General features: G+C 66.0%; 14 protein-coding genes. 8 read left to right on the top strand and 6 right to left on the bottom strand.

Going from position 1 to position 13,832, the window contains the following annotated elements; translation table 11 throughout:
* Nucleotides 1-32: 32 nt before the first annotated feature.
* Together CXR02_RS08485 and CXR02_RS08480 are read right to left on the bottom strand one after the other, a co-directional pair.
* Complete coding sequence (locus tag CXR02_RS08485; protein ID WP_104061578.1) at nucleotides 33-965, bottom strand: glutaminase; 933 nt, start codon at nucleotides 963-965, stop codon at nucleotides 33-35.
* On the bottom strand, nucleotides 962-2,560 hold the full coding sequence (locus tag CXR02_RS08480) for a CdaR family transcriptional regulator (RefSeq protein WP_104061577.1): 1,599 nt from the start codon (nucleotides 2,558-2,560) through the stop codon (nucleotides 962-964). Before CXR02_RS08480 ends, CXR02_RS08485 begins: the two co-directional genes overlap by 4 nt.
* Before the next feature lie 323 nt (nucleotides 2,561-2,883).
* On the opposite strand from CXR02_RS08480, the gene CXR02_RS08475 reads away from it, so the two are divergent.
* Nucleotides 2,884-3,882, top strand: a complete 999-nt coding sequence (locus CXR02_RS08475; protein WP_104061576.1) for an aldo/keto reductase — start codon at nucleotides 2,884-2,886, stop codon at nucleotides 3,880-3,882.
* Nucleotides 3,883-4,071: 189 nt separating this feature from the next.
* Here CXR02_RS08475 and CXR02_RS08470 read toward each other — a convergent pair whose 3' ends face one another.
* Both CXR02_RS08470 and CXR02_RS08465 read right to left on the bottom strand, forming a co-directional pair.
* Nucleotides 4,072-4,824 carry a hypothetical protein gene (locus CXR02_RS08470; protein ID WP_104061575.1) on the bottom strand — a complete coding sequence of 251 codons (753 nt, stop codon included), beginning with the start codon at nucleotides 4,822-4,824 and terminating at the stop codon, nucleotides 4,072-4,074.
* 148 nt (nucleotides 4,825-4,972) lie between these two features.
* Complete coding sequence (locus tag CXR02_RS08465; RefSeq protein ID WP_104061574.1) at nucleotides 4,973-5,824, bottom strand: LysR family transcriptional regulator; 852 nt, start codon at nucleotides 5,822-5,824, stop codon at nucleotides 4,973-4,975.
* 85 nt (nucleotides 5,825-5,909) lie between these two features.
* Here CXR02_RS08465 and CXR02_RS08460 point away from each other — a divergent pair, with 85 nt between their 5' ends.
* Nucleotides 5,910-6,806, top strand: a complete 897-nt coding sequence (locus CXR02_RS08460) for a DMT family transporter (RefSeq protein WP_104061573.1) — start codon at nucleotides 5,910-5,912, stop codon at nucleotides 6,804-6,806.
* Between the two features lie 45 nt (nucleotides 6,807-6,851).
* Here CXR02_RS08460 and CXR02_RS08455 read toward each other — a convergent pair whose 3' ends face one another.
* The gene (locus tag CXR02_RS08455) at nucleotides 6,852-7,853 is read right to left on the bottom strand and encodes a formimidoylglutamate deiminase (protein ID WP_258060876.1); all 1,002 of its coding nucleotides are present in this window, start codon (nucleotides 7,851-7,853) and stop codon (nucleotides 6,852-6,854) included.
* Nucleotides 7,854-7,877: 24 nt separating this feature from the next.
* On the opposite strand from CXR02_RS08455, the gene CXR02_RS08450 reads away from it, so the two are divergent.
* The 4 genes from CXR02_RS08450 to CXR02_RS08435 all read left to right on the top strand — a co-directional run bounded on the left by CXR02_RS08450 (nucleotide 7,878) and on the right by CXR02_RS08435 (nucleotide 11,407).
* On the top strand, nucleotides 7,878-9,347 hold the full coding sequence (locus CXR02_RS08450; RefSeq protein WP_104061711.1) for an aromatic amino acid lyase: 1,470 nt from the start codon (nucleotides 7,878-7,880) through the stop codon (nucleotides 9,345-9,347).
* 123 nt (nucleotides 9,348-9,470) lie between these two features.
* Entirely contained in the window at nucleotides 9,471-9,944 is a 474-nt protein-coding gene (locus tag CXR02_RS08445) for a sensor histidine kinase (RefSeq protein WP_104061572.1), read from the top strand.
* Between the two features lie 521 nt (nucleotides 9,945-10,465).
* Nucleotides 10,466-10,600 (top strand): hypothetical protein, encoded by a 135-nt coding sequence (locus CXR02_RS22865; protein WP_256468737.1) that lies wholly within the window; start codon nucleotides 10,466-10,468, stop codon nucleotides 10,598-10,600.
* 147 nt (nucleotides 10,601-10,747) lie between these two features.
* Nucleotides 10,748-11,407, top strand: coding sequence for an SRPBCC family protein (locus tag CXR02_RS08435; protein WP_104061571.1), 660 nt, complete (start codon nucleotides 10,748-10,750; stop codon nucleotides 11,405-11,407).
* A gap of 172 nt (nucleotides 11,408-11,579) precedes the next feature.
* Here CXR02_RS08435 and CXR02_RS08430 read toward each other — a convergent pair whose 3' ends face one another.
* The gene (locus CXR02_RS08430; RefSeq protein WP_258060875.1) at nucleotides 11,580-12,527 is read right to left on the bottom strand and encodes an SMP-30/gluconolactonase/LRE family protein; all 948 of its coding nucleotides are present in this window, start codon (nucleotides 12,525-12,527) and stop codon (nucleotides 11,580-11,582) included.
* A 211-nt stretch (nucleotides 12,528-12,738) separates the two neighbouring features.
* On the opposite strand from CXR02_RS08430, the gene CXR02_RS08425 reads away from it, so the two are divergent.
* Together CXR02_RS08425 and CXR02_RS08420 are read left to right on the top strand one after the other, a co-directional pair.
* Nucleotides 12,739-13,077: a hypothetical protein gene (locus tag CXR02_RS08425; protein ID WP_104061570.1), complete on the top strand. Its 339-nt coding sequence runs from the start codon at nucleotides 12,739-12,741 to the stop codon at nucleotides 13,075-13,077.
* Nucleotides 13,078-13,142: 65 nt separating this feature from the next.
* Nucleotides 13,143-13,796 (top strand): LysE family translocator, encoded by a 654-nt coding sequence (locus tag CXR02_RS08420; RefSeq protein ID WP_104061569.1) that lies wholly within the window; start codon nucleotides 13,143-13,145, stop codon nucleotides 13,794-13,796.
* Nucleotides 13,797-13,832 lie beyond the last annotated feature (36 nt).

The raw sequence follows: 13,832 nt of genomic DNA, 5'->3' as shown, positions 1-13,832 counted from the left end.
CGTACTGAAAGCCGGGCTCTGTGCCCGCCAGGTCAGAAGACGGACCAGCCGGTGCGGTCGGATAGGTCGGCGAGGGCGGCAGTGCCGGCCAGGGAGTTTCCTTTGGCATCCAGCCGCGGACTCCAGACGCAGATGGCACATTCGCCTGGCACGATGACGAGGATCCCGCCGCCCACACCGCTTTTTCCGGGGAGGCCCACGCGGTAGGCGAATTCGCCCGCGGCGTCGTACATGCCGCACGTCAGCATGATGGAGCCGATGCGTTTCGCATCACTGGGGGACACGACGGTTCCGCGCGATCCCAGGCCGTCCCGGGCGAGGAAGAGTCCGGCTTTGGCGAGTTCCACGCAGGTCATCATGATGGAGCATTGGCGGACGTAGTTTTCCACCACGGATTCCGCGGTCCGGTTCAGGTTGCCGAAGTCCTTCAGGAAGTGCGCCAGCGCCAGGTTGCGGCTGCTGCCCGCGAGTTCGCTGGCTGCGGCGGCCTCATCGATGAAGGGCCCGGTGCTGGCCGCCTGGGCGGTGAGGAACCGCAACACCTGGGTGGCGGCGTCGGACGTTTCTTCCATCAGGTGGTCCGTGACCACCAGGGCGCCGGAATTGATGAAAGGGTTCCGCGGGATGCCGTGCTCCAGTTCCAGCTGGACGAGGGAGTTAAACGACGTGCCGGAGGGCTCGCGCAGCACGCGGGACCACAGTGTTCCTGAGCTGTCGCCCCGGAGCGCCATGGCCAGGGTGAACACCTTGGAGATGCTCTGGATGGAGAACGGAACGTCAGCATCGCCGGAACTGAACACCTCGCCGGAAGCGGTGGCAACGGCGATCCCGAACCTGTTGAAGGGGACGGCTGCAAGAAGGGGGATGTTGGCTGGGACAGACCCGGATACCCCGTGTGGCCTGTGGCTGCGGACGATGTCGTCCAGCATCGGGCCCAATGGCGGTGCCTTGAGTGCTGTGGTCATTTCCTGCCCAGTTGTTCTTTATGTGTGCCGGCCCATTCCTGGATATGGAGGAGGGCCACCAGCGAGTCCCGGGGGTCGCCGAAGTTCAGGCCGGTCGCCCGGGATGCCTTGCTGATCCGGTAGTAGACGGTGTTCTTGTGCAGCCCCATCCTGCTGGCGCACTCCGCGACATCGAGCGAGGCTTCGAAGTACGCGTGCAGGGTTTCCGCGAGTTCGGCGTCCTGCCGCAGCAGCGCGGAAAGGCCGCGGTGCCGGAAGGTGGAGGACGTGAAGTTCTGGACTGCCTCGCGGAAGAGGACCTCTGCCTCGAAGTCGTCCACGGTGGCAACGGCCGTATCCGGGGACGTGCCCACGCAACTCAGCAGGGCCTCGGTGATGCGGGTGATGGAGTGGATGGACAGCAGGTCCGGGACCACCGGACCGACGGCCGCGAACGGGCTGATCCCGAGGTGCTTGCCCGCATCCCGGACGATGGATTCGGCCAGGCTCCGCAGCCCGGGCTCGGCGGCGGTTGACTGCAGGCCAGGGACAATCACGGCAGTGTCGCCCTTGAACTGGCCCACGACGGCGGACGCCTTGTAGGCGGCCGCGTGGATGGACGCCAGATTGGCCAGTTCGCCGTGCTTCAGTGCTGCGTCGTCGGCCTGGGCATCGGCAGCGGACATTCCTATCAGGATCAATGCGGCCGGTCGCTCAGCGGGGATGTTCTCACTGTGTGCACTGGCCGCGGCTTCCGCCGGGCCTGACAGGATCCGCGCAATGCGGTCTTCGCGCATGTGGACGGACTGCTGGTTGCGGAAACGGATCAGCTCGGCGGAGGCCCGTGCAGCAGATCCGGTGAGCACGTGTTCAACGTCCGCGCCGAAGCCCGCCCCGGTTTCCTGCAGCCAGATGTAGCCCATGATCCGGTCCCCGGCGAAGAGTGTGACGGCCACGCGTTCCCGCAATCCGTCCTGGGGCCGGGCCGGTACCCGCACGGGCAGGCGGGTCCTGTGCAGTTCACGGTAGGCGCCCAGGTCCTTCAGCAGCAGCTCGTACTTGCGCGGACCGCGCCGGGCGAGGATGGAGGCCTTGCGCAGCTCGTCGATGTCGTTCGAAACAGTGGAGTATGCCAGCACCTTGTTCGCGGCATCTTCGATGACCACGTGGCTGGAGGTGAGCCTGGCGGTGGTCTGGGCGACGGCAAACAGGTCCTCTTCCAGCAGCGTCAGCACTTCGCTCTGGTAGGTGCGCGGCTGGATGCGGTCCTTGGCGATGGACAGCAGCCGGTCCCAGTCAGCCCCCGGATCCACCAGGAGCAGGCCCGTGCCGGCATCGCGGAGCAGCTCTTCAGCTTCGGCGAGCTCTTCACGTTTTCCCTTGACAGCCACCACCGGCGGAGGGTTCTTCAGGAGCCGCCGCAGAGCGGGCAAAGCCGAGCGGCCGCGGACGCCGATCAGCAGGACAAAGGCTGCGCCGCCGTCGGAGGTTTCATCATCCGCGTCCACGATCAGGAACCGCTCGATCGCAGAGCCGGCCGGGGCAGGCCGGAGGATGAGGCTGGCGAAACCCAGAGGGAGATCCGACAGGATATCGTCCACCGTAACCGCTGCCATGGGCTTCCTTCTGCGTCGATCTGGCCGGACAGCTCTGTCCGGTCACCTCATGCTATCCACGCAGGTGCCCCCAAAATATGTAACGGAACCCAAATGCAGTGGCAGCCTTTCGGTTAGCGGACCAAGTTTCTACGGTTCATGGCCCTGTATGGCCTTCCAAACCCGAAGTGGCTGTCAGCGCGCACCGGCCCCGGCCATGTGGAAGGGTGGTACTGACAGGCCCTCCCGCCGGTCTCGAAGCGCCGTTAGCGTTGTTGGAACGGGCAACTCCACTTCTCAGAAAGTGCGACCCGCCTCTCCCTTCGACCCCAGGAGCATGACATATGGACAAGCGCACCCTCGGCACCAGCGGCCTGGAGGTCTCCGCCATCGGGCTGGGCTGCATGAGCATGAGCGGCGGCTACAGCGACCGGCCCGATCGGCAGGAAATGATCGCGCTGATCCGCGCGGCGGTGGACCGCGGCGTCACCTTCTTTGATACGGCAGAGATCTACGGCCCCTACGCCAACGAGGAACTCGTCGGCCAGGCCCTCGCCCCACACCGGGACGAGGTGGTGATTGCCACCAAGTTCGGCTGGGACATCGACCCTACGCAACGCAAGGCGAGCGGGAAGGTCACCAGCCGTCCCGACGTCATCAAGCACGTGGTGGACGGGTCGCTCCAGCGGCTCGGCGTTGACGCCATCGACCTGTATTACCAGCACCGGGTGGACCCCGATGTCCCTATCGAGGACGTGGCGGGCGCCGTCAAAGAACTGATCGACGCCGGCAAGGTCAAGCATTTCGGCATGTCCGAGGCCGCCGCCGGCACCATCCGCCGGGCCCACGCGGTCCAGCCCGTGACCGCCGTCCAGAGCGAATACTCGCTATGGTGGCGGCGCCCCGAAGAGGACGTCCTGGCCACCTGCGAGGAACTGGGCATCGGATTTGTGCCCTTCAGCCCGCTGGGCAAGGGCTTCCTCACCGGGACCATCGACACTTCGACCACCTTCGAGGCCGGCAACGACATCCGCGCCACCATCCCCCGTTTCACCCCCGAGGCCAGGGAGAACAACCGTGCCGTGGTGGACCTGCTGGCCGGGATCGCGGAGCGCAAGGGCGCCACTCCGGCCCAGATTGCGTTGGCCTGGCTGCTGGCGCAGAAACCGTGGATCGTCCCGATCCCCGGCACCCGGAAGCTGCACCGGCTGGACGAGAACCTCGGCGCCGCCAACGTAAGCCTGTCCGCGGGCGAACTCACTGAGATCGAAGACGCCGCCGCAAAAATCCAGGTTCAGGGTGGCCGTTACAACGAAGCCGGGGAACGGATGACCAACCTCTGACGCGGCAGCTCCAGCTGCAGGCCCCCTGGTTGGAAGCCCCCACGCGAGTTGGACTCGAGCGCGGGGGCTTCCGGGCTTCGGTGGGGGGACCGAAACCGAGATCAATCTACCGAATTCGCGCGGGCGCATAGGTCGAAAATGGCCGGCTCGCACAAATCTTGTTTGAACCTTGAGCCAGCCGCCTGCCCGCTAACCAGCGGGCCGCAACGAGGTGATCATCCGCTTGATGTCCCGGTACTCCGCGGTCTCCGCGTACTTCTTGGCCTGCTCCAGATACGGCAGGGACTCGGCCCCCGGCGTCACGTTGTTCCCGGGGTTGTAGAAAGCCCCGAACATGGCGGCGGTGGGCGGCCATGTGAAGAAGTGGAAGATGGCGCACGCCGAGTCGCCGTCCGGTGCTGGGACCGACGTGATGCCGTAGGCCGCGGCTGGAGTGTCGGCCGGACCCGGCGCCGCATCATTGCCGCGGGTCTCGAAAACGAACCAGGGGGCCTCGCCGCCCTGCGTCAGGGCCGGCAATTCTTCAGACTCCAGCACCTCGTACGGGAACCGCTCCAGGCACGTGGACCCGGTGGCCATGTTGGTCCGGAGCGTCGCCAGCGGCTTGCCGGCGTGGTTGGTCACCTCGGCGAAGGCACCGCCGCCCTCCGGCAGTTCGCCGGCCGGGTCCCGGACGCTCCACGCGGCCGGGTGTTCGAACGTCAGTTGGCCGTCCGCCGTGGTGTAGCTTGACCAAGCGGCCGACGCCGGCGCAGCGCCGGTGGCGCTCGGCGAGACTGTCGTCGTCGGCACGGCAGTGGTGGTTCCGGTGGCCGCGGAGGTGACGGTGGGGCCGGGACTTGCCGTCGCCGTCGGGCCTGGCTGCGGGGCGCACCCCGCCAGCAGCAGCGCCATCAGAATAGCTGTGGGAATTACCGCGCCTGACACGGCCGGACTGCGCATCACACCCTCCTTTGGGCTTGACTTTTGGTCCTTAAATTGTGGTGCTGCCGGGCGCATAAGGATCCCGCGGCGGCCCGATTGGCGCCGAACCGTTGCGGGGATAACAAACGGATCCCGCAAACGCCCGGGTCAGGAAGCAAACGCGAGGTCAGGAATAGAGCGCCGCGAGCAGCTCGACGACGCCCTGCGTCCCCGCAGGCGGGTCGGTCTTGGACCAGGCGACGTAAACGGGGACCGGGGCGGCATCACGCACGTGCCGGTACACAACACCCTTGCGCCGGTACTGATGCGCCGTTGATTCCGCAGTGATGCCCCGCGCCTTGCCGCTGCCGATCACGGTCAGCCAATCGTCGACGTCGTCCGTGGCGATAGTGCGCTGGGGCTGCTGTCCTTCCGGCCACAGGTCCAGGCGCGTGCTTCCGGTGCGCCGGTCCAGGGCAATCGGTTTGGTCGCGGCTTCGGCGAGGGTAATGCTTCGCTTGCCTGAAAGCGCGTCATCGGCGGCCATGGCGCAGAAGCGGCTCTCCAGTCCGATGAGGACAAGGCTGATGGCCGCCGTGTCGGGGACCCGCCGCAGGATGGCGAAGTCGCTGTTTCCTTCCGCCAGTCCCGCCGTCGGGGTGTTGGTCCGGATGAGGCGCAGCTCGGTGTTGGGGAACGTGTCCGCCCACCTGCGCTGGAATTCCGTGGTGTGCCGGCCCAGCGCGGACCAAGCGTAGCCGATCCGGACTGTGCCGCCGCCGTCAGCCGCCTCGTGCTGGATGGCCTCCAGAATCGAGAGAACACGGCGCGCATGCCGGACGGTCCGGTCGCCGGCGGCCGTGAATTCAATGCTCCTGGTGGTGCGGTGCATGAGTCGCACGCCCAGGGCGCGCTCCAGCGCAGCGATGTTGCGTGACACCGCCGCCTGCGACATGCCCAGCTCAATGGCGGCGTCAGTAAACGTGCCCGCTTCGGCCACCCCAACGAGGCACCGCAGGTGCCGTAGCTCCATGTCCATAAGCTCATTCTATTCATACGCTGGACGCATAAGAGAGCCTGTCTATGCATTTTGGACGAACCCGTTGCGGCCCCACACTCCAAGGATGGACAACACATTAACTGCCGGCCGAGGCCGGGCTGGCGCCATCCTGGTGGCGAGCGCGCTCTCCAACCAGCTGGGTGCGGCCAGCGGTTCACTGGCCTTCCCCGCAATCGGCCCGGTGGGCGTGGTCGCAGCGCGGCAGCTCATTGCTGCGGCGGTGCTGCTGCCCGTTGTCCGGCCACGCATCTTCTCCTTCACCCGCCACCAGTGGTGGCCCGTTCTTCTGCTGGCGTTGGTGTTCGGGACGATGAACCTCTCCCTGTACGCGGCCGTGGAGCGAATCGGGTTGGGCCTCGCGGTCACGCTCGAATTCCTGGGCCCCCTCGCCCTCGCCCTGATCGGTTCACGGACCAAAGTGAGCGCCGCCTGCGCCCTCCTTGCCGCTGCCGGGGTTGTGGCCATCACACAGCCGGAGGCGTCCACGGACTATGTGGGCATCGGCCTGGCGCTGGTTGCCGCCTGTAGCTGGGCCGCCTACATTCTCCTGAACAGGACCGTGGGCAAGCGGATCCCGGGCATCCAGGGGACGGCCGCCGCAACCGGCCTCTCCGCCGCGCTCTTCCTCCCCGTGGGGCTGGTGACGTTCATCAACCATCCGCCGGACGCGTTCACCGTCCTCTGCGCAGCAGGCGCCGGCGTGCTGGCGTCCGTGGTCCCGTACGTCGCGGACGTGATCACCCTGCGCCGCATCCCCACCAGCCTGTTCGGTGTCCTGATGAGCATCAACCCCGTCTTTGCGGCATTGGTCGGGGCGCTGGCTCTGGGTGAAGCGCTGGGGATCGTGCAGTGGGCCGGCATTTTCCTGATCGCAGCGGCAAACGCGGCACTGACTGCCGGGGCCGGGCGGCGCCCACCAGTGCCGCAGATGCCGGCGGCAAACGGAACCCCCACGTTGTGACCAGAGCCCCTGAACCAATGGACGAGAGCAGCTAGGAGTCCCCGGTCAGGAGAAGTGCTTCAGGGCTGCCGTCAGCAGGCTCCCAGGCGCTCCCAGGCGGTGATGCACGCCGTCGGACGCCACCAATTCCCCGTTGATGACCACCGATGTGACGTCGGCGGCGGTGGCGCTCAACGGGAGCTGCTGCGGCTTCGATCCTGCGGTCCGTGCCGAACCGGTGGACACAGCCACCAGATCGCAGACAGCACCAACCCGCAAGGCCTCCGGCGCCACCGGCGTGGCCATGGATCGGACTGCCCCCTCCGTGGCGGCGTGGAGCAGCTCCTCCGGAGAGAATCGGCCGCGCTCTCCGGAGCCCAGGCGTTCCCCGTGCTCCAGGGCCCGCATCTCGATCCAGGGGTCGATCACGGCATGCTGGTCAGTCCCCAGCGCGATCGAGGCCCCGGCGTCGGCCAGCGCCCGGGCGGGCCCGATGCCGTCGGCCAGGTCCGCCTCGGTGGTGGGACAGATGACCACTGTTGCCCCGGCGTTTCCGAGCAAGGTGATGTCTTCAGCCGTCAGGTGCGTGCAATGGACTGCAGACAGGCGCCGGCTGAGCAGGCCGTGCCGGGCAAGGAGTCCTGTGGGCGTGAGCCTGTGCGCTGCCAGGCACGCCGCGTTTTCGGCGGGCTGCTCGCTCAGGTGGATGTGCAGCGGCAGGTCGTGCGGCAGCTGTTCGGCCACCACGGCCAGGTCCGCCTTCGGTACCCCTCGGACGGAATGGAGCGCCGCCCCCACACTGACCATGCCCGGCGGGAAGGTCCCGGCGATGTGGGTCCGAAGGGAGGCCAGCCGGTCAAGCCACGCGTGTACGTCAGCGTCACCGAACCTTGCCTGCTCCTGGCTCAGCGGCATGCCAATGCCGCCGGCCAGGTACAGGGTGTCCAGGAGCGTCAGCCGGATCCCGGCGGCAACAGCAGCCTTGGCCAGGGCAAGCTCCATGGCATGCGGTTCCGCGTACGGCTGGGCGACTGTTGTCGAAATCCCGGTTTCGACAAGCTCAACCACCGGCCCCAGAGAAAGAATCAGTCCATGATCCAAATCGACGGCACACGGCTGCGTCTGGCCGATATCACCAAGGTGGCTGCCGGGGGCACCCGGGTGACGCTGGCGCCGTCGGCCGTTGAACGGATGGTTGCATCCCAGCGGTCGGCGCGGGCAACCGCCCGAGCCCGGCCCGTTTATGGGCGTTCCACTGGGGTCGGCGCCAACCGCTCCGTCAACCTGGATCCAACGGATACAGGGATGGACCTGCATGGGCTGAACCTCCTGCGCAGCCATGCGGTGGATGCCGGGCGGGCCCTCGACCGTGAAACCGTGCGGGCGATGCTGGTGATCAGGCTCTCCCAACTGGCGGCAGGTGCCTCCGGCATCAACCCGGCCATAGCAGAAGCGCTCGTGGAGATGTTGAACGGTGATGCTTTGCCGGAGGTGCGGGAATTCGGCGGCATCGGGACGGCCGACCTGCCGGCTTTGGCCGGGACCGCACTGACACTCCTGGGCGAGCGGCCAACCATGGGCGGCGGCATCATCCCCGAAGCGCTCGACGGCTGGGGCACGGAGGACGCCCTGCCATTCATCAGTTCCAGCGCGCTCACCGTTGTCCAAGCTGTGCTGGGCCATCAGAAACTTGCCGTCCTCATGGACAACCTCACGCTGGTGAGTGCTCTATCCTTCACCGCGATGTCAGGCAATCCGGAAGCGTTCAGCCCTGAGGTGGCCCGGGCGTCCGATTCGCCTGCCGTGGGGGAAATGGCGACGACACTTCACGGGCTGGTGGCCGGTACCGGTGTGGCCGCCCGGATCCAGGATCCGTACTGTCTGCGCACTTTGCCGCAGGTCCTCGGGGCGGTCACGGAGGAGCTTGCCTCGCTTGAATTGCTCCTGAACCGGCTTGTGGTTGCCGGCCACGAGAACCCGATGGTCTTCGGCTCTGAGACCGACGGGACCAACGGGGTGGCCCATCACGGCCTCTTCCAGATGACAACCCTTGCCAGGCGGATAGACGCACTGCATTTGGCCCTGGGGACGGCCTGCGCCACCAACCTCCGCCGGATAGACCTGCTCTGCGACCCCGCGTTCACGGGTCTCAACCGGTTCGTGGCAGCCGACGATTCGGGCCAATCCGGCGTCATGATGCTCGAATACGTTGCTGCAGCCGCCGCGGGGCTTGTACGCGCCAACGCCCAGCCCGCGAGCCTGCAGACGGTGGTCCTGTCCCGCGGCGCCGAGGAAGACGCCAGCTTCGCCAGCCTGGCGGCATCCCGGCTGGACTCTACCGTCCAGGCGCTGGCGACCGTGACGGCCGTTGAATTAGTGTGTTCAGCGCGGGCACTGCGGATGCAGGGACGCAAAACGTCCGAGTTCAGCAGTCCACTGCTCAGGAGAACCCTCGAAACCGGATTCACGCTACCGGCGGCCAGCCAGGACCGCGACCTCCGCCCCGACGTCGATGTGGCGTTGAAACTCGTCCGGCTGCCGGCCTTGGGACGACACCGGTAAAACAACACGGAATCTTCCCCGAAAAATTGATCCAACCTTGAGCCAACCCTTGGCAACTCATGCAGTTCGCGGTCCACGCTGGATTTATCACCACAAGAGAACGGCGGGGAAGCAGGAAGATTCATGGGGAAGGAATCAGCTCTGGACGAGGTCGTCGCGGTGGGAGGACTGATCACTGATCACCACCCGCTCGACTTCCACACCTTGGGGCTGGCCGGTTGCATTGACCGGCTGACCGGACCCCTCCGTCAGCAAGGAACGGCAGTCCGCTGGGATACTCCGCACTGGGGCATCGAGATCCCGGCGGACTGCGCGTCCCTCCTCTACCAATCGGCCCGCGAAGCGCTGAGCAACGCCTTCAAGTACTCCGACGCCGCCGCGCTCACCGTCCAGTTGTCCGCCGTTGACCACGGCATCCGTCTTGTAGTGTCCGACGACGGCACGGGCTTTGACTGCAACCTCGCGTTAAGCGGCAAGAACCACGGCTATGGGCTGCGGCTGATGTCCGTGGCAGTACACGAGGCCGGCGGCACCGTCAGCGTCTGTTCGAAGCCAGGGGAGGGCACCACCGTGACGGTCACCCTTCCCCTGGACTGACGCCGTAACTTACCGGGACAGCTTCTCCGGGTCCGGCTCGAGGTCACCGATGTGGCCCGGGGCGTTCGCTGCCAGCACGCGCTCCACGAACGCGGCATATTCCTCCATGTAGTGACGCAGGAACTTGGCTGTGCCTTCATCCCGGAACTCGCCGTCGTCGCCGAAGACGCCCCGGTTCGAACGAGACGTAGGCTTCCGGGGCGTTCAATTGGGGGCGTCCAGGAAGCTCAGCACACTCCGCATGGAGGACTGCATCATAGCCGTGCGGAAAATCGGCGTCGTAGTCGTAGCTGTAGAGGGGCAGGTCCTTCAATAGGGATCTCGGTGAGATTGTTCCTTCCCAACAGCCGGCAGAACCGGCTGGCCGTAGAGCTTTACAGGATGAGGCGGGCACAGTGCGTCCCCAGTCCAGCACAGAACACGTGCCGCGGCCAGAGCGCTGGAATGGATATTGACACCCCGCTTCGGGAGGCGCTGAATGATGGTTGAGGCACATTCCACACACCATAGGAGCGGTTGAGATGAAGGAAAAACCAGTCGTGGCGCAGCGCATCCACAGCGAGGCTCCGGCCGAAGGGGACGAGTTGGCGGACCCCACCGACATCCGAGTGCACTCCCAGGAACCCGCCGAAGGCGCCGACACTGACGACGACTAACCGCCGCCTCCCTCCCCTCTGGCTCGCCCCGCCCCTGAAGCCTTGCCGCTGACGCCTTGCCTCTGACGCCTTGCCCGCAACGGCGATAGGTAAGCATACTGACTGTATTCAGTTTGTCATCAGACCGTTCCAGTCAAAGGAGACCTTGTGAGCAGCAAAGTCGAGAAGCGGATTGTGGTTGACGTGCCGGTCAGCACCGCCTACAACCAGTGGACCCAGTTCGAGGATTTTCCGCAGTTCATGGGTGGAGTGGAGAGCGTGACCCAGCTCAGTGCCGACCGCCTGAAGTGGGTGGCCCATATCGCCGGGGTCCGCCGTCAGTGGGAAGCCACCATCGTGGAGCAGATCCCGGACCGCAGGATCGAGTGGGCGTCCACCGAAGGGGCCACGAACTCCGGTGCCGTGGAATTCTCCGACGCCGGCGGCAACAGGACCGAGCTCTCCCTCACGCTGGAGTACCAGCCGGAGGGCATGGTGGAGAAGGTGGGCGACCTGCTCCACGTCGTGGCCCGCCAGGCGGAGCACGACCTGAAGAAGTTCAAGGAATTCATCGAACACGAGGGCCATGCCACGGGCGCCTGGCGGGAATCCGTCCCCACGGGCGAGCCGTCGGCGTACAACCGGTACACGCACCCGTTCGACCAGACCGGCGGGAGGGTCGATCTTGAGGGCGAGTCGGACGGCTCGGCAGAGGGCGAGATCCGCAGCGCCGCCCAACGCAAGGTCAAGAAACCGGACGACGGCGGCACCCTCCCGCCGCTCGACGGCACCCTCCCGCCGCTCGGCGGTACCCTGGGCGACCGCTGACTGGCGGAGGCGCAGACTGGCGGAGTCGAACCTAAGGTGCCGCCCGCCGTCGTACGTTGCAACAGCAGTACGCGGCATCAGCTGCCCTGCCCCATACAAGCTGCCCTGCCCCGCACGAGCGGTGCTGCCCCGGACCGCTCAAGCGGGGCAGCACCGTCCCTACGTGATTCGCCTAATTGCGGGCCGCCGGCACCAGCACCACTTCGTGGGGGCTGGTCGGCCGCATGAACTGCGCATTCACGGCAGCCAGCGTGTTCCCGAAGCGCGCCACCGTCGTGGGGACATCGAAAGCGGGGCTGGTGATGGTGTCCTCGATCTCGCCGGACGAGAGATCGTCGGAGAGGTCGATCCGGACGATCTGGTTCAGGAAGTTCTGCACCGCCCAGACTGTGTGGCCCCGGACCAGGATGCCGTCAACATTCGGTACATCCACATCCTCTATCAAGGCGCTGTCGCCGGTCTCCGGGTCGACGGTGTAGAGGGCCCTGTTGTTCGAATGAGCCACAATCAGTACCCGGTCGCCGTTGGCGGCAGCAATGCCGTTGAGGTTGAAGGGTCCGGTCAGCCCGGCGGCAGGCCCGCACAGCGGAAGGGTCTCAACATCGCCCAGTTCGCCGTGCCTGCCCACGGGGAGGAAGTAGAGCTCGCCAGCGGCCGAGTTCGTGAACCAGGCGCCGTCCCGCGTCAGGGCGACGTCATTAATGAACCCCGGAGCCAGCGTGAAATCATCCACCGGCTCGCCTGATTCAGTGTCATAGACGAAGGCCTTGCCGGTCGCGCCGCCCGCTACAAACAGCAGATCGTTGCGGGTATCGGCCTTCATACCGACGGCGGCCCTGGGCTGCGAATCAAAGTCCGATACGTCGATGAACAACCGCGCTTTGTCTGTACGGATGTCGCCGCGGTAAATGTCTCCAAGTGCCAGGTCCCCGGCGTAGAAGGTGGTTCCGCTGCCGGCGGCGATCCCCTCGGCGGAGGTGGCGCCCTTGAGCACAATGACTGAGTCTTCCGGCGGCGACGCCGAGGCCGGGAGGACAGGTGCCAACAGCCCCATCAGTGCAATGAACCCAATGGCGGTACGGCGCTGTACTTTTCCTGAATTCTGGGTTGTGCGGGCCATGATTCTTCCTTGAATTTAGGTGATCCGCACGGGCCAACCTGCGGCAGGCCCGCACGATTGTCCTGCCAGTCTATGCACCCTGAGAACCGGACCGCCAGAGTCCGGGGCCCCCTCTCTGCCGGGTCACACTCCGCCCTCCGGAGCCCCCGGAGCGGCAAGGCGCCGCGGTCTCTGCTTACAATCGAAGCCTCAATCAACTACTGAGGGACCCATGAAGAAACTCGCCACCGCCCTGATCGCTGCCGGCCTCGTACTGTCCGCTTCTGCGTGCACCACGCCCACCAAACTTTCCACCCCCGAAACCTGCGACCGCGTCAAGGCTGTCCTGGCGAACCCCGCGAACAACGTGGGCAAGACCGGCCTGGTGCGTCTCTCCAACCAGATCCGGCCCACCGAAGTTGTGGCATCGGATGACCTCAAGCCTGCGCTCCGATCCATCATCGAGTACACGGACGAGTCCGCCAAGGAAGCCCCGGACGAGGCCAAGCTCGCCGAACTGGAGCCCAAGTACCGTGAAGCCGGCGCCGCCTTCACGAAGCACTGCAGCTAAGACGCCTCCCGCGTTAACGTTCGACGGCGGCCGGTTGGCCGCCGTCGTTGGCTTATCCTTGGCTCGTGGATCTCTATCAGTCACTGCTCTCGTTCGGCCTTGTGGCCGGACTCCTGACGCTGGTTCCGGGCATCGACACTGCGCTGGTGCTCCGTTCGTCCCTCGCCAGGACGCGCAGTTTCGCCTTCGCCACGGCCCTGGGCATCTCCACCGGACTGATGGTGTGGGGAATCGCGGCGGCTGTGGGCGTCTCGGCGCTGCTGGCAGCATCTGAACTGGCCTACCGGGCGCTCACCATCGCCGGTGCCGCCTACATGGTCTGGCTTGGCGCTTCCCTGCTGTGGAAGAGCCGGGCCAAGGACCTGTCGTCCGACTCGCCCGATGCCGAGGTTGGAGTGCCCGCAGCTTCCCGACATCAACTGTTCCAGGGCTGGCTGACCGGAACAGGCACTAATCTGCTCAATCCGAAGGTCGGCGTTTTCTACATCGCCACGATTCCCCAGTTCATCCCGCCAGGGACACCTCCGCTGCTGATGGGAATTTTGCTGGCCGGCGTCCACTGCGTCCTGGGCCTTGCGTGGCTGACCTTCCTGATTTTCGGAACAGGTTTCGCCTCCAAATGGCTGAAAAGCGCCCGCAGCATCCGGATCATCGACCGCATCACCGGCACCGTCCTGATCGGATTCGGGCTGCGGCTCGCCCTCGAACCACAGCACTGATACGAGTCACCTGAGACCGGCTCCCCTGGCACGGGT

It is taken from the genome of Arthrobacter sp. 4R501 (assembly GCF_002929755.1).
Taxonomy (GTDB): Bacteria; Actinomycetota; Actinomycetes; order Actinomycetales; family Micrococcaceae; genus Arthrobacter.
Note: the sequence above shows the minus strand (reverse complement) of the source record. Positions and strands in the feature narration are given on the sequence as shown.

What these genes read in the sequence shown, in the direction of transcription:
- CXR02_RS08485 (WP_104061578.1), bottom strand. Translation starts at nt 965, where the DNA reads ATGACCACAGCACTCAAGGCACCGCCATTGGGCCCGATGCTGGACGAC.
- CXR02_RS08480 (WP_104061577.1), bottom strand. Translation starts at nt 2,560, where the DNA reads ATGGCAGCGGTTACGGTGGACGATATCCTGTCGGATCTCCCTCTGGGT.
- CXR02_RS08475 (WP_104061576.1), top strand. Translation starts at nt 2,884, where the DNA reads ATGGACAAGCGCACCCTCGGCACCAGCGGCCTGGAGGTCTCCGCCATC.
- CXR02_RS08470 (WP_104061575.1), bottom strand. Translation starts at nt 4,824, where the DNA reads ATGCGCAGTCCGGCCGTGTCAGGCGCGGTAATTCCCACAGCTATTCTG.
- CXR02_RS08465 (WP_104061574.1), bottom strand. Translation starts at nt 5,824, where the DNA reads ATGGACATGGAGCTACGGCACCTGCGGTGCCTCGTTGGGGTGGCCGAA.
- CXR02_RS08460 (WP_104061573.1), top strand. Translation starts at nt 5,910, where the DNA reads ATGGACAACACATTAACTGCCGGCCGAGGCCGGGCTGGCGCCATCCTG.
- CXR02_RS08450 (WP_104061711.1), top strand. Translation starts at nt 7,878, where the DNA reads ATGATCCAAATCGACGGCACACGGCTGCGTCTGGCCGATATCACCAAG.
- CXR02_RS08445 (WP_104061572.1), top strand. Translation starts at nt 9,471, where the DNA reads ATGGGGAAGGAATCAGCTCTGGACGAGGTCGTCGCGGTGGGAGGACTG.
- CXR02_RS22865 (WP_256468737.1), top strand. Translation starts at nt 10,466, where the DNA reads ATGAAGGAAAAACCAGTCGTGGCGCAGCGCATCCACAGCGAGGCTCCG.
- CXR02_RS08430 (WP_258060875.1), bottom strand. Translation starts at nt 12,527, where the DNA reads ATGGCCCGCACAACCCAGAATTCAGGAAAAGTACAGCGCCGTACCGCC.
- CXR02_RS08425 (WP_104061570.1), top strand. Translation starts at nt 12,739, where the DNA reads ATGAAGAAACTCGCCACCGCCCTGATCGCTGCCGGCCTCGTACTGTCC.